This window comes from Streptomyces megasporus (genome assembly GCF_000718985.1).
GTDB lineage: Bacteria > Actinomycetota > Actinomycetes > Streptomycetales > Streptomycetaceae > Streptomyces > Streptomyces megasporus.
Genome location: NZ_JODL01000008.1, coordinates 102,652 through 119,301, shown reverse-complemented (window position 1 = coordinate 119,301; position 16,650 = coordinate 102,652). Strand labels below are relative to the sequence as shown.

The 16,650-nt window shown below is 71.6% G+C and carries 15 protein-coding genes and 1 pseudogene; 4 read left to right on the top strand and 12 right to left on the bottom strand.

Translation table 11 applies throughout. The annotated features are described in order from the left end of the window. Positions 1-12 precede the first annotated feature (12 nt). Positions 13-1,179, bottom strand: a complete 1,167-nt coding sequence (locus IF47_RS0109965) for an extracellular solute-binding protein (RefSeq protein WP_169745205.1) — start codon at positions 1,177-1,179, stop codon at positions 13-15. A gap of 942 nt (positions 1,180-2,121) precedes the next feature. After that, positions 2,122-2,811, bottom strand: a complete 690-nt coding sequence (locus IF47_RS0109960) for a glycoside hydrolase family 11 protein (RefSeq protein ID WP_031508174.1) — start codon at positions 2,809-2,811, stop codon at positions 2,122-2,124. Between the two features lie 819 nt (positions 2,812-3,630). Between IF47_RS0109960 and IF47_RS0109955 the strand changes: the two genes are divergently transcribed. The 3 genes and pseudogenes from IF47_RS0109955 to IF47_RS30630 all read left to right on the top strand — a co-directional run bounded on the left by IF47_RS0109955 (position 3,631) and on the right by IF47_RS30630 (position 6,248). Then, positions 3,631-4,644, top strand: coding sequence for a PP2C family protein-serine/threonine phosphatase (locus IF47_RS0109955; protein WP_245641066.1), 1,014 nt, complete (start codon positions 3,631-3,633; stop codon positions 4,642-4,644). Between the two features lie 328 nt (positions 4,645-4,972). Further along, a pseudogene (locus tag IF47_RS29265) lies at positions 4,973-5,578 on the top strand (tyrosine-type recombinase/integrase); the annotation flags it as partial. A gap of 496 nt (positions 5,579-6,074) precedes the next feature. Beyond that, positions 6,075-6,248: a hypothetical protein gene (locus tag IF47_RS30630; protein WP_157839941.1), complete on the top strand. Its 174-nt coding sequence runs from the start codon at positions 6,075-6,077 to the stop codon at positions 6,246-6,248. 104 nt (positions 6,249-6,352) lie between these two features. Here IF47_RS30630 and IF47_RS0109940 read toward each other — a convergent pair whose 3' ends face one another. The 9 genes from IF47_RS0109940 to mshA form a co-directional block, all read right to left on the bottom strand. Then, positions 6,353-7,111: a phosphoglyceromutase gene (locus IF47_RS0109940; RefSeq protein WP_031508171.1), complete on the bottom strand. Its 759-nt coding sequence runs from the start codon at positions 7,109-7,111 to the stop codon at positions 6,353-6,355. 161 nt (positions 7,112-7,272) lie between these two features. Then, positions 7,273-8,160 (bottom strand): alpha/beta hydrolase, encoded by an 888-nt coding sequence (locus tag IF47_RS0109935; protein ID WP_037732320.1) that lies wholly within the window; start codon positions 8,158-8,160, stop codon positions 7,273-7,275. Beyond that, the gene (locus tag IF47_RS0109930) at positions 8,157-9,317 is read right to left on the bottom strand and encodes a branched-chain amino acid ABC transporter permease (protein WP_031508167.1); all 1,161 of its coding nucleotides are present in this window, start codon (positions 9,315-9,317) and stop codon (positions 8,157-8,159) included. Before IF47_RS0109930 ends, IF47_RS0109935 begins: the two co-directional genes overlap by 4 nt. Next, positions 9,314-10,186: a branched-chain amino acid ABC transporter permease gene (locus IF47_RS0109925; protein ID WP_031508166.1), complete on the bottom strand. Its 873-nt coding sequence runs from the start codon at positions 10,184-10,186 to the stop codon at positions 9,314-9,316. The genes IF47_RS0109930 and IF47_RS0109925 overlap by 4 nt, the downstream gene beginning before the upstream one ends. Further along, positions 10,183-10,998 carry an ABC transporter ATP-binding protein gene (locus IF47_RS0109920; protein WP_051717353.1) on the bottom strand — a complete coding sequence of 272 codons (816 nt, stop codon included), beginning with the start codon at positions 10,996-10,998 and terminating at the stop codon, positions 10,183-10,185. Before IF47_RS0109920 ends, IF47_RS0109925 begins: the two co-directional genes overlap by 4 nt. After that, positions 10,995-11,738, bottom strand: a complete 744-nt coding sequence (locus tag IF47_RS0109915) for an ABC transporter ATP-binding protein (RefSeq protein WP_245641065.1) — start codon at positions 11,736-11,738, stop codon at positions 10,995-10,997. Before IF47_RS0109915 ends, IF47_RS0109920 begins: the two co-directional genes overlap by 4 nt. A gap of 5 nt (positions 11,739-11,743) precedes the next feature. Continuing rightward, complete coding sequence (locus IF47_RS0109910; RefSeq protein WP_037732319.1) at positions 11,744-12,946, bottom strand: substrate-binding domain-containing protein; 1,203 nt, start codon at positions 12,944-12,946, stop codon at positions 11,744-11,746. A gap of 212 nt (positions 12,947-13,158) precedes the next feature. Continuing rightward, positions 13,159-13,686 carry a type III secretion system chaperone family protein gene (locus IF47_RS0109905; RefSeq protein WP_031508160.1) on the bottom strand — a complete coding sequence of 176 codons (528 nt, stop codon included), beginning with the start codon at positions 13,684-13,686 and terminating at the stop codon, positions 13,159-13,161. Continuing rightward, positions 13,679-15,004: a D-inositol-3-phosphate glycosyltransferase gene (gene mshA, locus IF47_RS0109900; protein WP_031508158.1), complete on the bottom strand. Its 1,326-nt coding sequence runs from the start codon at positions 15,002-15,004 to the stop codon at positions 13,679-13,681. The genes IF47_RS0109905 and mshA overlap by 8 nt, the downstream gene beginning before the upstream one ends. 238 nt (positions 15,005-15,242) lie before the next feature. Between mshA and IF47_RS0109895 the strand changes: the two genes are divergently transcribed. Then, positions 15,243-16,058 (top strand): class I SAM-dependent methyltransferase, encoded by an 816-nt coding sequence (locus IF47_RS0109895; RefSeq protein WP_078591692.1) that lies wholly within the window; start codon positions 15,243-15,245, stop codon positions 16,056-16,058. Between the two features lie 81 nt (positions 16,059-16,139). Here IF47_RS0109895 and IF47_RS0109890 read toward each other — a convergent pair whose 3' ends face one another. Continuing rightward, complete coding sequence (locus tag IF47_RS0109890) at positions 16,140-16,562, bottom strand: Hsp20/alpha crystallin family protein (RefSeq protein WP_031508156.1); 423 nt, start codon at positions 16,560-16,562, stop codon at positions 16,140-16,142. Positions 16,563-16,650 lie beyond the last annotated feature (88 nt).

The following is a 16,650-nucleotide window of genomic DNA, read 5'->3' as shown; positions in this document are numbered from 1 at the left end:
GGCCGCTCGGTGTCACCGTTCCCGTGCGGCCTCCTCCTTCTCCGCCGTGCGCTGGAGCGCGTCGAGCACGCTCGCGGGGTCGCCTCCGGGCAGGACGGCCCGGCCGATGTTCTCCCGGATCTCCTCGCCGACCACGGCCCAGGAGACCTTGTGCCACGGGTGGAACTCGGCCGCCCCGAGTCGGTTCAGGAAGGGCCGCACCCGCTTGTGCCGCGCGTCGCCCCGCATCCGTTCCGTCGCCGACACCGTGACCGGCAGTGTGGTGTGACGGTCGGCGAACCGGTAGTGGTGCTCCTCGGCGTAGACGTGGTCGAGGAACGCCCCGACCGCCTCGTGGTTGCCCTCCCTGCGGAACGCGAACATCCACTGGGCGGACCCCAGGGAGGTCCGTGACGGCCCCCGCCGGCCGGGCAGCGGAGCCGTTCCGTGGTCGAGCTTCCCGTCCTCGGCCCGCCGCATCAGCGACAGGCTGCCGGTGAGCATGCCCACCTTCCCCTCCACGAACATGTCGGAGAGGGCCCGACGGCTGGTGAGGGAGGGGTCGGCGGTGGTCAGCCCCCGGCCGACGAGTTCGTCGCGGAGCCACGTCAGGGTCTGGACGTTCTCCGAGGTGGCGAGGGCGTACAGGCCGCCCTCCCCGGTGAAGCCGCCGCCGTTGCCCAGCATCCACGCCATGGCCTCGGTGTGGGCGTCCCTGGCGCCGAACGCGAGCCCGTAGGGGACGTCGACACCGCTGTCCCGGAGCGCGACGGCGGCCCCTCGCAACTCCTCCCAGGTGCGGGGCGGCCGGTCCGGGTCCAGCCCCGCCGCGGCGAACAGCTCCTTGTTGTAGAAGAGTAGTTGGAGGTTGGCGGCGAACGGCAGCGCGTACTGCACGTGGCGCAGCTCGCCCGCCGAGGCCAGGGCCGGGACGAAGTCGGCCTGCACCGGGATGGACAGCACCTCGTTCACCGGGTGGAGCCTGCCGGCGGCGGCGTGGCCGGCGAAGGAACCGAGTTGCGCGATGTCCGGCGGCTCCCCCTTGCCGACCGCCTCGGCCACCTTCTGCTCGGCCACCCTCGCGGGGTGGACGGAGACCTCGACCTCGATGTCCGGATGCTCTTCCCGGAAGGAGTCGACCAGCCCGTCCCAGTACTCCCGGGTGACGTCGTCCCCCTCGGCGTCTCCGTGGTCCGTCACGATCACCTTCAGGGTGGAGCCGTCGGACCGGGCCGTCCCGCTGCCCCCGCACCCCGTCGCCGTCCATGCGATGGATCCCGCCAAGCCCGACGCCAGGCCCAGGAACCGTCTTCGTCGCATCGCGCCTCTCCTCAACCGAACCGGTACCGCTCTCCACGTCGGCGTTCGTGGAACACCGCACCGGGACCGGACAGGAGACCAGGGCGTGGCGTTCCGACAGAAGCCGCCACAGAGCGGCTGAAACGTAACGCCTGGTTGGCACCTCGGCGCCCCTCGTGCACCGACTGATACACAACCGAGTCCGATGCCCGGATACCGGGCGAGTCGGCGCGCGGACGACGGAGGGGCACCCGCGCGACACCCGATCCACCTCACGACGGACCCGTTCCACGCCCTGCGTATCCCGATTGACACGGAAAGCGATCGACAGGAGAAACCCTGCGGGATTGTCGATATTTTTCCTCTTTGGGCCTTTCGCGGCCGTTCCGAAGAGTTAATATGAGATTGGGCCTACGGGACGAGCGAGGGAGTTCGACCGGAGTAGCCGACTTTGGCGGAAAGCTGTGGCTCCCGCTGAGGCCGACGTCGACGGTCGGGCTGAGAGGCTCGAAGGTCGAGAGACCGGAGAGCGACCTCCATCACCTGATCCGGACAATACCGGCGCAGGGAGCCCGTCTCGTAGGTCTTTCGCATGCCGCGCGGGAGCGGGGACGTCGTCGAAGCCCATCGCCATCCCCGCCGGTGCGTCCGGACGCCCGCCGAGCGCGCGACCGGGGACGCGGCCGGGAACCGCCGGGAAACGGAAGTGGCGCGACGGCCATCGGCCGCCGCGCCACAGGTGCGGTGTTCCGGCTGTCCGGGGTCAGCTCCCCCCGTGAGGGACCGCCGGACGGACCTCGGTTCCGTCGAGGACGACGACGGTCCCCTCCACGGACGGGTTTCTCACCCGCTCACCGTGATGTTGGAGTTCCCGCTGCTCTGGTAGCCCTCCGTCGCCATGATCATGTAGTAGTTGAAGCTGCCCAGCCGCATCCCGGCGCGGGACCACGCGTCGAAGTGGTTGCCGGTGGTGATGGTTCCGCCCGTCTTCTTCGACTGCCGGACGCTCCAGTACTGGTCGAACGTCCGGGTGCCCTCGACCGAGGGGGCGTTGTACCGCGTCGTCTTGTAGATGTCGTACGTGCCGCCGTCGCTGTGGACCGTGCCCCGGTACTCACCCGTGGGCCGGTAGGTGCCCCAGTTGTCGACGATGTAGTACTCCACCAGCGGGTTCGACGTCCACCCGTAGAGACACAGGTAACCGTTGCCGGACGGGTTGAAGCTGCCCGAGTAGTACACGGTCCTGCGTCCGCCGTAGCTCCAGCCCTTGCCGCAGACGAAGTTCCCGGTGTTGCGCCACGAGGTGCTGTAGTTGCCACCGGACCCCATGGTCATGGAGACCGTTCCGGGAGCGTCGGTCCAGAACGAGTAGTAGAAGCCGTTGTGGTTGCCGGTCTGGTTCGAGGTGACCGTCTGGGCGTGTGCGGTGCCGGGCAGCAACAGTCCGGCGGACGCGCCCAGCGCCACTGCGCCGGCGCTTCCGACGAAGAGCCGGCGGCTCATCGGGCGGGCGGGAGCGTTGTCCTCGTGCATGCTTCCTCCTCGTGGGGGTTGGCGGGAAGCCAGGCGCGCGTCATGACCCGGTGGGCCTGTCGGCGGCCAGGGTGACGCCGACGTGCGTCGGCGCCGTGTAACACGGTGGAACTCGGTGGAGCTCGGTGGAACTCGGTCGGTCGTCGTCCGGCCGACGACCGAAGGACCACGTCACGCGGGTGACCCGGTGCGTGGTGGTCCGGACCGACAGTGATGGGGCTGTCGATGGCGACAGGTTGGCCCGACCCCGCCGGCTTGTCAACAGTTTCCGCAATGATTGCGGAAACCCCTTTGCGAGCCGAGATTCACCGGCACCGCGTTTCTCCAGGTCATCGTCGCGCCCGACCGATCGAGCTCGAGATCTGCCGGCAGAGATCCCGATTCGAAGATCGAAAACCGATGACCCGACACCGAAAGTTTCGGAGATGTTCCGGACCGCACGGCGCGGGGTGTGCCCAAGGCCGTTCACCCGCGGTCGGGGCCGTCCGGCGGCGCGGCGTGGTCGCCGCCGGCGCACCGAACCGAACGGGTGTGGAGGCCGGCACCTGCGGGGACGCCATCGGACGGAGGCGGTCGACGGGGCAGCCCCGTACCGGCCGCGGTACGGCCCCCGGCAAGGCGCCGTTCCGGTCGCTGCGGTCGAGGATTCGGCACAGACTGAGACTCGGATCGCCTGTCCATGAACACCCGGCCAATCAGAAACGCAGAAGAATGGGCTCCACCCACGCGTCCCCGCCCGCTGAGAGGCGGCGGCTTCGATGGCTGCCTGCCACGCTGATCCTCGGCGTGTTCGTCCTCGACCTCCTCACCCCGCGAGGCGTGAGGGTGTTTCCCCTGCTGGCGGCCACTCCCGTGCTGGTCGCGCCCTGGTTCTCCCTGGCCGGGACGATCGCCACCGGCGTGGCGGCGTTCCTCGCCGCGCTCCTCCTGCCGCTGGTGAGGGGCAGGGAACCGTTCAGCCTCGACGAGGTCATCCCGTTCTCCACCTTCGTCACCCTGACCCTCGTGGCCGCGGGCTTCAACCGGATGCTGGCCCGCGAGCGGCAACAGTTGAAGAACGCCCGCGAGGTCGCCGAGGCCGTCCAGCGCGCGGTGCTTCCCTCTCCGCCCGGCCGGATGGGGCCGCTGACCGTGGCCGCCCGGTACGAGGCCGCCGCGAAGGAGGCCGCCATCGGGGGCGACCTGTACGCGATCCACGCCACCCCCCACGGCATCCGGCTGATGATCGCCGATGTCCGGGGCAAGGGCCTGGGCGCGGTCAGAACCGTCAACGGGCTGCTCGGCACCTTCCACGAGGCCGCCCTCCGCACTCCGGACCTGGCCGGCGTGGTCCGCTGGCTGGAGGAGCGGGTGCGGGAGCACGACGTCGTCGAGGGCGGGACGGAGACCGAGGGGTTCGCCACCGCCGTCGTCGCCGAGCTGTCCGCCGACGGCTCCACCCTGCGCATGGCCAACCGGGGACACCCGGCGCCGCTGCTGGTCCACCACGGTCGGGTCCGTCCGCTGGAACCGGACACACCGTCACTGCCGCTGGGCCTGGCGGACCTCGGCCCCCCGGACGTCCCGATCGACCGGTACACCCTGCCCGAGGGGGCGGTCCTGGTGTTGTTCACCGACGGTGTCACCGAGGCCCGCGACCACCGCGGGGTCTTCTACGACCCGGTCCCGCGACTGTCCCGCCCTCTCCCGCCGGACCCGGACCGCGTGCTGGACGCCCTGACGGCCGACCTGTTCCGGTACACCGCGGGCCACCTCGGCGACGACGTCGCCCTCCTCGCCGTCGGCCGTCCCGAACACCCGACGCCGACACCGACGCCGACGCCGACGCCATGAGAGCCCACCGGGCACGACAGAACCCGGACACGGACGGCCGGCGCGCCCTCCACAACCCCCGAAGATCCCGCAGGGCCGAGGACAAGGCCACATGTCAGTGCGGCCGGCCAAGATCGCCGGAGCATGGTCGGCATCCGAGGCATCCAACTCTGTAGTGCGGTTGCATCCCTGGCTCTGTCTGGGGGCGGCCCGGTAACCAGTCCGGGACCCAACCAACGGCCAGGCACTGCCGATGGCCAAGAGCCCGGCCTGCCGGCGCCGACCATGCACAACAGATCCACGGAGCGGCGCGGCCGGCACCGGGCACCCGATGCCCGCACCTTTGACGCGGTACCGGGCCATGGTGGACATCGGCGCGGACTGCGGCAAGGGGAGATCCTCGACCTGGCCGTGGACGCGATCGACTTCGAGACGGACACGCTGCACGTCGTCCAGCAGCCCAAGCTGAGCCGCAGCAGGCCCGTGTTCGCTCCGCCCAAGGGCGGCAAGCTCCGTGACGTCCCCCTCCCCGGCCCGTCGCGGAAACCCTGCGCGCCCACATGCGGCGGTTCCCTCCGGTGGACATCACACTGCCGTGGAAGACCGCGAACGGTCCGCTCGTGACCAAGCGGCTGGTCCTCGCCGCTCCCATGGGCGGTCACATCTGGCGGAACCGCTCAACGATGAGGTGTGGAAGCCCGCGCTCGCTGCGGTCGGTGTGTTCCCGACGCCGGGGCGCGGCGATTCGTACAAGGCGTCACGGGAGGACGGGACGCATGCGCTGAGGCACTTCTACGCCTCCGTGCTCCTGGACGCCGGGGAGAGCGTCAAGGCGCTCGCCGAGCACCTGGGGCACTCGGCCCCCGGGCTGCCGCTCCGGCTGTACGCGCACCTGATGCCGTCCAGCCGGGAGCGGACACGCAAGGCCGCGGCCTCAGTCTTCGACCGAAGATGACACAGCTCGCTACCCCCTCGGAACACAAGCGGAATCTATTGCGAACCGCTACCCGCGAACATACCGCGAATCACTATCCGTGAATCTATCGTCAATCGCTATCCACAAACATATTGCGAACCACTATCCGCGCATCTATCGCCAACCACTATCCGGAGAACCACCGCAGAATTCAGGCCTAAAGCCTGAGAGGATAAGTCGCTCAGGTCCCACTCCACCCCCTCCCACCTGCACGCCGTCTGGCGTGTACGCCGCCTGGCGTACACGCCAGACGGCGCATAAAACAGTGTCCAGGAGTCTTCCGAAACCTCAGGGATGGACGCATTGAATACTCCACCCGAACCATGATCACCCCTCCCATGCAGGGGATTTGTGCCCGTCGGTCACGCAGCATAGAGTTTCGCTGACGCGAGAGGCCGCCCCCGGGCCAGGGGGCGGCCTGATTCTCCGTTCGCGGTACCCAAGTTCAATTAAGCAACACACGAAGGAGGACTCCATGGTACGTCCGACTCTGGCCGTCGAGGTAACCCCCCGCGGGCTGCCGTTCGCCCTGATCGGTGTTGGCGTCGCTGCGCTACCGTTCCAGGTTGCGGTACCTGCCCACGTTGTTGCGGTCATGGAGCTTGCAGCGTTCCTGATCACGTTCGAGGCACGCATCCGACTCGTCTGAGCCCAGCGTCCCTGACTCTGACGGCCCCCGGGCGGCCCAAATGACGCAACGAGCCCCCTGCCAGCGGAAAAACCACTGGCAGGGGGCTCGTCCGTGGGATCGGGCTACTTCTTGCCCTGGTTCTTGACCGCCTCGATCGCGGCCTTCGCCGCCTCCGGGTCGAGGTAGGTGCCGCCCGGGTTGACCGGGTGGAAGTCGGCGTCCAGGTCGTAGGCGAGCGGGATGCCGGTGGGGATGTTGAGGCCCGAGATCTCCTCGTCGGAGATCTTGTCCAGGTGCTTGACCAGCGCGCGGAGGCTGTTGCCGTGCGCGGCGATCAGGACCGTGCGGCCGGTCAGCAGGTCCGGGACGATGCCGTCGTACCAGTACGGCAGCATGCGGGCGACCACGTCCTTGAGGCACTCGGTGCGCGGGCGCAGCTCGCTGGGGATCATCGCGTAGCGCGGGTCGTCGCTCTGCGACCACTCGGCGCCGTCCTCCAGCTCCGGCGGCGGGACGTCGTAGGAGCGGCGCCACTGCATGAACTGCTCCTCGCCGAACTCCTCGCGGATCTGCGCCTTGTTCTTGCCCTGGAGCGCGCCGTAGTGGCGCTCGTTGAGACGCCAGGAGCGACGGACGGGAATCCAGAGGCGGTCGGCGGCCTCCAGGGCGAGCTGGGCCGTGCGGATGGCGCGCTTCTGGACGGAGGTGTGCACGACGTCGGGGAGCAGGCCGGCGTCCTTCAGCAGCTCACCGCCGCGTGCCGCCTCCTTCTCGCCCTTCTCGGTCAGGTTGACGTCCACCCAGCCGGTGAACAGGTTCTTCGCGTTCCACTCGCTCTCGCCGTGGCGGAGGAGAATCAGCTTGTACGGTGCGTCGGCCATGGGCCCGAGCCTAATCGACCGTCCGGGGGGCGAGCGCGGCACGGCCGGTCGGTGAGACGCCCCGGACCGCGCCCGCCGGCGCGGTGGGCGCGGAGCCTCCCGCGCCGACGGAGGGCCGGCCGCTCCACCGGCACGGGCCGCCGGACGGCCGCCCCACCGTGTCACGGTGTCACGGTGTCCAGGGCGGCGCGGATCGCCTCGGTGGCGTGCGGGGCCAGCATGATCGAGTAGTGGTTGGTGTCGGGGACGCACCGGACCGTCACCCCCGTGCCGTCCAGCTCGGCCGCCGCGAGACGGTCCTCGTCGTACAGGCCCTGCGGTTCGTCGAGCATGCCCCGCTCGGCCCACAGCAGCGCCATGGGCACCTTCGCGGAGGCGGTCCGCACGGCCGCGAGGGTCTCGGAGTCGGCCAGGACGTCCGCGCCGTCGGCCCGTATCGCCTCCAGGACGCAACTGCTGCGCATCTCCGGCGCCTCCCCCACCAGGTCGCGGTCCACCTGCGCCCGGACGGCGTCGCACCAGTGGGCGGCCAGGGCCGGGTGCTCGCGGAAGAACGTCCGGTAGGCGTCCCGGTCGGGGAAGGTCATCGACAGGCGCCGCATCGCCGGGCCGATCACGGCCTCCAGCAGCTCGTCGATGTCCGTGCCCTCGGGGGCGGGGAAGCCCACGCCGCCGTCGACCAGCACCGCCCCGGCGACCCGGTCGGGCCGGCGGGCCGCCGTCAGGGCGGCGACGAAGGCGCCCATGGAGTGGCCGACCAGCACCGCCCGCTCCAGCCCCCGGTGGTCCAGCAGGGCGATGACGTCCTCGACGTGTTCGGCGAGCCCGTACGGCCCCGGCAGTCCGGCACTGCCCGCCCGACCCCGCAGGTCCGGGGCGAGCAGCGGGACGTCCTCGCCCAGCGCGTCGGCGAGGGCGCCGAAGATCCGGCTGTTGGAGGTGATGCCGTGCAGGGCGATCACCGGCTCCCCGGCGCCGGGCCACTCGGAGACCGCCAGGTCTCCCCCGCGCACCGGGACGCTCAGATCCTTCACCTCGCGCACCGTCACCTTTCCGCTCCCTTCGTCTCCGTCCGTCGGGACGGGCCCCACGACAGCGAGCGCCTGATCGACGCGATGCCGCCGGGCGCCACGTACACCGCGACCACGAACAGGGCGCCGAGGATCACCATCGGCTCCGACAGCGGAGCGTGCAGGAACTCGGGCAGCCCGTCCACCAGTTCGGAGCTTGCCAGCACCGCCAGCCGCTGGTCGAGGAAGGTGAACAGCACACCGCCGATCACCGGACCCCAGCGGGTGCCGCTGCCGCCGAGGACGACCATCACCAGCAGCGTCAGCGTGAACTGCGCGGTGCTGGAGCGCGGGGTCACGCCCGCCGTGACCAGCAGGTGCATCGCGCCGCCCAACACGCCCAGCGTGGACGCGAGCACGAACACCCCCAGCTTGTGGCGGAAGGGGTCGTAGCCCAGGACGGACACCCGCTGCTCGTTGTCGCGGATGCCCTGCCAGATCCGGCCGACCGGCCGGGAGACGGCCACCCACACCACGGCGGCCACCAGCACCAGGTAGCCCAGGGACAGCCAGTAGACGTTGGCGGTGTTCTGCACGCCGACGAACGCCTCGGGCACCCCCTCGGTGTGCAGCGGCAGTCCCTCCTCGCCGCCCGTCATACCGCCCGGGTTGCGCTGCACCCACAGCGAGCCGGCCTCCGCGAAGGCGAGCGTGACCATGGCGAAGCCGATGCCGCCCAGGGCCAGGCCGCGCAGCGAGACGGCGCCCAGCAGGACCGCGGCGACGGCGCCGCCGACCAGGGCCAGCAGCACGGCGGGGAAGAAGCCCAGGCCCAGTTCGGTCATGGCCAGTTGGGTGCCGTACGCGCCGCCCGCGACGTAGAGGGCGTGGCCGAAGGAGAGCAGTCCGGTGCGGCCGAACATCAGGTCGTAGCCGAGCGCCAGGCCGGCGAACACCAGGCACAGCGCGAGGAGTTGCAGCGAGCCGGGCGAGTTGACCGGGCCGTCGAGCAGGATCGGCACCTCGACGGCGGAGAACGGCAGGATCGCCAGGACGAGCAGGACGGCCGCCGGGACGATCGGTCCGCGCCACCACTGCCGGGCGGGTGCGGGCCGGGCGGGGGACGCCGGCGGGGCCTCGGCGGTGGCGGTGGGGTTCTCGGTGGTGGTCGGGGTGGGTGTCGGAGAGGCCGTCATGCCGTTCCTCCTGCGAGTCGGGGGGCGGGCCGGGCGAGGACGACCGCGGCGAGCAGCACGACGACGGCGAAGTCGCCGTAGCCGTCGACGTAGTAGTTGGCGTACTGCTGCACCAGGCCGACGGCGAGCGCGGAGAGCGCCACGCCGGGGATGGAGCCCATGCCGCCGATGACCACCACGACGAAGGCGAACACCAGCAGCGAGGTGCCCTGGTGCGGGGAGAGCGAGCCGAAGTAGAGCCCGCCGAGCACGCCCGCGAGTCCGGCGAGGGCGCCGCCGATGGCGAAGACGAGGGTGAAGGCACGGGTCACGTCGATGCCCAGCGCGGTGACCATCGCCCGGTTCTCCACGCCCGCCCGCACGATCAGGCCGTAGCGGGTGCGGGAGAGGAACAGCGTCACGGCCGCCAGCACCAGTCCAGCCGCCACGATCAGCACGAAGCGGCTGACGGGGACCTGCGCGCCCAGCACGCCGACGGTGCCGGAGAGCGCCTCGGGCACCGGGAACGGGCGGGAGTCCGCGCCCCAGACGGCCTGGACGAGGGCGGGGATGGCCAGCGAGAGGCCGACGGTGACCAGGATCTGCTCCCGGGGCCGCCCGTAGAGCCTGCGGATGAGGACGAGTTCGACGACGATCGCCAACAGCGCGCCGGTGGCGGTGCCGACCAGCGCGGCGAGCGCCAGCCCGCCCGTCCCGGCGAACGTCTCGGCCGTGCGCCAGGCGGCGTACGCCGAGACCGTCAGGAACGCGCCGTGGGCGAAGTTGAGGACGTCCATCAGGCCGAAGATCAGGGCGAGCCCGGAGGCGATGAGGAAGTACAGGGCGCCCAGGCCCAGTCCGGTGAGGGTGAGCAGGACCAGTGTGCTCATCGGGTGGCCTCCTTGGTGCTCCGCCCGGTGCCCGCGGTCTCCGGCGTTCCGGGCTTCTCGTGGCGGCCGACGCCGAGCAGGCTCGTGGTGCGTTCGCGGTCGGCGAGCAGGTCGCGCGCGTCGCCGGTGTGGACGGTGCGGCCCGCGTCCAGCACCACCGCGTCGCGCGCCAGCCGCCTCACGACGGCCAGGTTCTGCTCGACGAGCAGCAACGGAACGCGTTCGGCGGCGCGTTCGAGGACCTCGGCGACCTCGGTGACGACGCGGGGCGCGAGGCCCTTGGTGGGTTCGTCGACGATGACCAGGCGGTTGTCGTTGAGCAGGGCGCGGGCGAGGGCGACCATCTGCTGCTGGCCGCCGGAGAGGGTGCCGGCGCGCTGCTTCCGTCGGGCCTTCAGCTCGGGGAAGAGGTCGTGCACCAGGTCGTAGTGGTGGGGGCCGTCGCCGCGTTCGGCGAGGGTGAGGTTCTCGGCGACGGTGAGTCCGCCGAACACGCCGCGGTCCTCGGGGACGTAGCCGATGCCGCGCCGCACCACGGTGTGGGTGCGGTGTCCGGTGATGTCGGTGCCGTCGAAGACGACGGTGCCGCCGGTCACCTCGCCGTCCTCGGGCAGCAGGCCCAGGACGGAGCGGACGGTGGTGGTCTTGCCGACGCCGTTGCGGCCCAGCAGGGCGGTGGTGCCGGTGGGGGCGACGTCGAAGCCGACGCCCTGGAGGATGCGCGACTCGCCGATGCGGACCCGCAGGTCGCGCACCGACAGGATCGGGGACTGCTCCGGGGACGGGGACCGCTTCTCGGGCTGTTCGGTCACAGTTCCTCCCCCACGTACGCCTCCTGGACGGTCAGGTCGGCCATCACCGCGTCGGGGGTGCCGACGGCCAGCAGCGTGCCGTGGTGCATCACGGCCACCCGGTCGGCGAGGCCGAGGAGGATGTCCATGTGGTGCTCGACCATCAGCACGGTGCGGCCCTCGGTGCGGTGGAGGGTGCGGATGACGTCGGTCAGCTCGTCGACCTCCTCGGCCGCGACGCCCGCCATGGGCTCGTCGAGGAGCATCAGGCGGGGCCCGCCCCCACCCTGGTCGAGGGTGGGGGCGAGCAGCATGGCGAGTTCGAGCTTGCGCTTGTCGCCGTGGGAGAGGCCCGCGGCGAGGTCGTCGCCGCGGTGCCCGAGTCGTACGCGCTCCAGGACCGAGCGCACGCCCTCCCCGTCGTCCGCGACCCGCTTGACGCCCACCGCCCGCGCGGCCAGGGCCACGTGCTGGGCGACGGTCATGGTCGGGAAGACGGAGGAGGACTGGAAGGTGCGGCCCATCCCGCGCCGGGCCCGGCGGTGCGGCGGCAGGGCGGTGATGTCGGTGCCGTCCAGCCGGATGGTGCCGCCGGTGGGGCGGGTGACGCCGGAGAGGAGGTTGAACAGGGAGGTCTTGCCGGCGCCGTTGGGGCCGATGACGGCGACGAACTCGCCCTCGTCGACGGCGAGGTCCACCTTCTCGACGATGGTGACCGCGCCGACGGACCAGGTCAGCCCGCTCAGTTCGAGAACGGTCACCGTGATCAGCCGATCTTCTTCTCGACGGGGGCGACGCCCTGGGCGTCCACGGTGAACGCCACGCTCGGCATGTCGCCCTTGAACTCCGCCTGGAACATGGGCTGGATCAGGGCGTGGTCGGACGCCCGCACGGTGTTCTCGCCCTTGATGCCGGAGAAGGTGAAGCCCTCCAGGGCCTTGACCATGGCGTCGGTGTCACCGTCGGCTCCGGCCTCGCGGACGGCCTGGACGACCATCTGGGCGGCGTTGAAGCCGTCGGGCGTGAACAGGTCGGTCTTCCAGCCCTTCTTCTCGAAGTACTTCTCGACCGCCTGGGCCTCAGGGGTGTCGGTCGCGCCCGGCACGTAGTGGGCGAGCAGGGTGATCTTGTCGCGGGCCTTGCCGAAGACGGGGTAGCTGGCGCGGATGTCGAGGCCGGTGACGACGGTGGAGGCGTCCAGCACGCCCTGCTGGTCGAGGGTGGTCCACATCGACTGGGCGGTGTCGCCGGCCCAGGCGACGAACACCATGTCGGGCTTGGCGGCCTTGACCTTGGTGGCGGTCGGGGTGAGGTCGGTGGCGCTGGGCGGGGCCAGGACGGAGGTCACGGTGGTGCCGTCCTTGCCCAGGACGCTCTCGACGGCCGCGACGTTGGCCTGCCCGAAGGCGTTGTCCTGGGCCAGGACGACGACCTTCTTGTCCTTGGCGTCCCCGCCCTCGGCCTTCTTCAGGATCTGCTGGGCGGTGGCCACGTCCTGGAAGGTCTGGCGTCCGGAGCGGAAGGTGTACTCGTTGGCGGCGGTCACGGCGTCGGTCGCGGCGGGGCCGGAGATGTAGAGGACCTTGTTCTGGGCGGCCACCGGAGCGATCTGGGTGGCGACGCCGGAGGCGGCCGTGCCGGCGATGATCTTCACGCCCTGGCCGGCGCTCTTCTTGGCCAGGGAAACGCCCTTGGCGGGGTCGCCGGCGTCGTCGTACTTCTGGACCTTGATCTTGATGCCGTCGACCTCTCCGGTGCCGTCGGTGGCGTGGTCGAGGCCCGCCTCGAAGCCCTGGAGGTACTGCTCCCCGTACGAGGCCAGCGGACCGCTGGTGGAGGTGATCAGGGCGACGTCGACCTCCTTGGCGCCGTCACCGCCGGAGGCGGTGGTGCCCGGGCTGGAGCAGGAGGTGACGAGTGCGGCGGCCACGGCTGCCGCGGCGAGGGAGATGAAGGCGGGTCTGCGCATGGCGGGTCGGCTCCTCGGCGGATGCGTACGGGCCACTGACGGTGGCTGTTTCTCTCTGGTGATGCCTGGCAGCGTCCGCCCCGCGGTGATGAACCGGCAATGTCCGTGCCGCATACACAAAGGCCCCGGCGCATGGGCTTCGGCCACATGTCGCCGGGGCGCGCGTCCCGTGGTTCACGGTGCGCCGGTGGGGGAAGCGATGGGGGAAGCGCTCACTCGTCGCGCAGCAGGTGCGCGAAGGCCTCCAGGTTGCGGGTGGATTCGCCGCGGGAGGTCCGCCAGGCGTGCTCCTTGCGGATCGCCGTGGCGAAGCCCATCTCCAGCAGCGTGTTGAACACCCCGTCGGCGTTCTCCAGGACCGACCCGAGCAGCCGGTCCACCTCCTCGGGGGTGACGGCGGCCAGTGGCAGCCTCCCCACCAGGTAGACGTCGCCGAGCCGGTCGACGGCGTAGGCCACCCCGTACAGGCGGGTGTTGCGCTCCAACAGCCAACGGTGGATCTCGGCGTGGTTCTCGTCGGGGCGGCGGACGACGAAGGCGTTGACGGACAGGGAGTGCCGGCCGACGATCAACGAGCAGGTCGTGGAGAGCTTGCGGGTGCCCGGCAGCGTGACGACGTAGTTGCCGTCGGCGGGACTCTCCCAGGTCAACTCCGCCTCGCGGAGCGCCTGTTCGATCGCGGCCCTGGCCTTGGCGGACGGGTCCGCCGGCGGGGCGGCGGACGGGGAGGTGTCATCCATGGGCATGGGCCGATCGTAGATGGCGGCGGTGTTCGGCCGCCGCCTCGGCGTACACCTCGGCCGTGGCGGTCGCCGCCGTGTCCCAGCCGAACCCGCCGGCGTGCCGGGCCGCCGCCTCGCCCATCCGGGCGGACAGCGCCTCGTCGTCGACCAGGCGGCGCAGCGCCCGCGCGTAGTCGGCCGGGTCGTGCCCGTCCACCAGGAAGCCGCTGACGCCGTCCCGCACGGCCACCGGCAGCCCGCCGACGGCCGCGGCGACGACCGGGGTGCCGCACGCCTGGGCCTCGATGGCGACCAGGCCGAAGGACTCGCTGTGGGAGGGCATCACCAGCACGCTCGCCGCGCGGTACCAGTCGGCGAGGATGTCCTGTCCGACCGGCGGACGGAAGCGGACGACGTCGGCTATGCCGAGGCGGGCGGCGAGCTTCTGGAGCCGTTCGGGTTTGGCCAGTCCGCTGCCGCTGGGTCCGCCGACGACGGGCACCACGAGGCGTTCGCGCAGGGCGGGGTCGGCGTCGAGCAGCAGGCGCACGGCGTGCAGCAGGACGTCGGGGGCCTTCAGCGGCTGTATCCGTCCGGCGAACAGGGGGACGAAGGCGTCCTCGGGCAGTCCGAGCCGGGCCCGCGCGGCGGCGCGGCCGTCGGCGGGGCGGAAGCGTTCGAGGTTGACGCCGGGGTGGACGACGGCGGTGCGGGCGGGGTCGGCGTCGTAGTGGTGGACGAGTTGGCCCGCCTCCTCGGCGGTGTTGGCGATGAGCCGGTCGGCGGCGCGCACGACCTGCGTCTCGCCGATCACGCGGGCGGCGGGTTCGGGGGTGTCGCCCGCGGCGAGCGCGGCGTTCTTGACCTTGGCCATGGTGTGCATGGCGTGCACCAGGGGGACGCCCCAGCGTTCGGCGGCGAGCCAGCCGACGTGGCCGGAGAGCCAGTAGTGGGAGTGGACCAGGTCGTAGTAGCCGGGCCGGTGCCTCGCCCAGGCCCGCATCACGCCGTGGGTGAAGGCGCACAGTTGCGCGGGGAGGTCCTCTTTGGCGAGCCCCTCGTAGGGGCCGGCGTCCACGTGCCGCACCAGCACGCCGGGCGCCAGCTCGACGGTGGGCGGGAGCATGGCGGCGGTGGCCCGGGTGAACACCTCGACCTCGATGCCGATGGCGGCGAGCTGCCGGGCCAGTTCGACGATGTAGACGTTCATCCCGCCGGCGTCACCGGTGCCCGGCTGGTGCAGCGGCGAGGTGTGCACGCTGAGCATGGCCACGCGCCGCGGTCGTCGCGTGAAACGGTGCCGCCGCCGACTGAGCCTGGTGGGGTACGGGCTCACCTGCGGTGCCTCCTCCGGGTGGGACGCCGAGCGGCGGTCCGCTCCTTGAGCGGTTACAACCATGCGCCGTCCCGGTTCCATTTCCGTTCCGCTCCACGCTTTGCCAAACCGTGACGCGCATCGCACCGGGGTCGGGCGGTTCCGACCGGCTTCCGGTCGGCGTTCGGTCGGGGCCGGGCGCGTCCGATCACGCCGGGTGCGTCCGAGCGCCGCGCGATCCGCGCGTAGGGTTGCCGCCATGGGCAGGCGTGCGGTCGGGCGGCCCGTGGGGGCCGTCACGCGGGGAACGACGAATCCGAACCGGCTCCGACGGATGGACCGCTGGATCGCCGCCGCGCACGGCGCCGCGCTGTGCCGCGCCGCCGACCCCGGCGGACCCGTCGCCGTGGACCTGGGGTACGGGGCCGCGCCGTGGACGGCCGTCGAGCTGTTGGGACGGCTGCGGACGGTCTGCCCGGACGTGAACGTGGTGGGCATCGAGATCGACCCGGCGCGGGTCGAGGCCGCGCTGCCGTACGCCCGCGAGGGGCTGACCTTCGCGCACGGCGGGTTCGAGGTGCCACTGCCCGGCGGGCGGCGGCCCCTGCTGATCCGGGCCGCGAACGTGCTGCGGCAGTACGACGAGCACGAGGTGGCGCCCGTGTGGGACCGGCTGCGCGCCCGGCTGGCGCCCGGCGGGTTGCTGGTCGAGGGAACGTGCGACGAGATCGGGCGGCGTCACGTGTGGGTGGCGATCGGCCCGGAGGGGCCGCGGACGGTGACCTTCGCGACCCGGCTGGGTTCCCTGGGCGTCCCGTCCGACCTGGCCGAACGGCTGCCCAAGGCGCTCATCCACCGCAACGTGCCGGGCGAACCGGTGCACGCCTTCCTCCGCGCCATGGACCGGGCCTGGGCGGCGGCCTCCTCGTACGCCGCGCTGGGCGCCCGGCAACGGTGGATGCGGACCGTGCTGAAGGTCCGCGCCGACTGGCCGGTGGTGGACGGGCCGCGGCGCTGGCGCCAGGGCGAGGTCACCGTCCGGTGGGACGCCCTGGCGCCGCGCGGGAGGGGGTGAGGGCCCGTACGGGCACGGGCCCTCGCCGTCGGTCCCGGCCGCCGTCGGCCCGGCGCCGGCCGGTGGGCCCGGCCGGCGAACTCAGCCGGTGAGCTCCTTCTTGTCGGAGCCGCCGCTGATCTGGATCTTGCGCGGCTTGGCCTGCTCGGCCACCGGGATGCGCAGTGTCAGGACACCGGCCTCGTACGTGGCCTCGATCCGCTCGGTGTCCAGGGTGTCGCCGAGGAAGATCTGCCGGCTGAACCGGCCGGTCGGCCGCTCGGCGGCGATCCGCTCGGCGTCCTCCGGGCCCGGCCAGGAGCGCTCGGCGTTGACGGTCAGGACGTTCCGCTCGACGTCGAGGTCGACCGTCTCCGGGTCGACGCCCGGCAGGTCGAAGTGGACCACGACGTGGTCGTCGGTGCGGTAGGCGTCCATCGGCATCCCGACGGGACGGGCCACGGTGCCGAGCAACTGCTCGGTGAGGCGGTCGAGCTCACGGAACGGATCGGTGCGCATCAGCATCACGGACCATCTCCTTCCTTCTCTCACCCTCCCGTGATGTCCTCTGCTTCCTATATAACCCCACGGAGGAAAATTGACAAGTGAGCAC

Bases quoted from the DNA above. Each gene is read 5' to 3' on its own strand.
- IF47_RS0109940 (WP_031508171.1), bottom strand. From the start codon at position 7,111: ATGGCCGACGCACCGTACAAGCTGATTCTCCTCCGCCACGGCGAGAGC.
- IF47_RS30630 (WP_157839941.1), top strand. From the start codon at position 6,075: ATGGTACGTCCGACTCTGGCCGTCGAGGTAACCCCCCGCGGGCTGCCG.
- IF47_RS0109925 (WP_031508166.1), bottom strand. From the start codon at position 10,186: ATGAGCACACTGGTCCTGCTCACCCTCACCGGACTGGGCCTGGGCGCC.
- IF47_RS0109905 (WP_031508160.1), bottom strand. From the start codon at position 13,686: ATGGATGACACCTCCCCGTCCGCCGCCCCGCCGGCGGACCCGTCCGCC.
- IF47_RS0109895 (WP_078591692.1), top strand. From the start codon at position 15,243: ATGGGCAGGCGTGCGGTCGGGCGGCCCGTGGGGGCCGTCACGCGGGGA.
- IF47_RS0109910 (WP_037732319.1), bottom strand. From the start codon at position 12,946: ATGCGCAGACCCGCCTTCATCTCCCTCGCCGCGGCAGCCGTGGCCGCC.
- IF47_RS0109890 (WP_031508156.1), bottom strand. From the start codon at position 16,562: ATGCTGATGCGCACCGATCCGTTCCGTGAGCTCGACCGCCTCACCGAG.
- IF47_RS0109960 (WP_031508174.1), bottom strand. From the start codon at position 2,811: ATGCACGAGGACAACGCTCCCGCCCGCCCGATGAGCCGCCGGCTCTTC.
- IF47_RS0109930 (WP_031508167.1), bottom strand. From the start codon at position 9,317: ATGACGGCCTCTCCGACACCCACCCCGACCACCACCGAGAACCCCACC.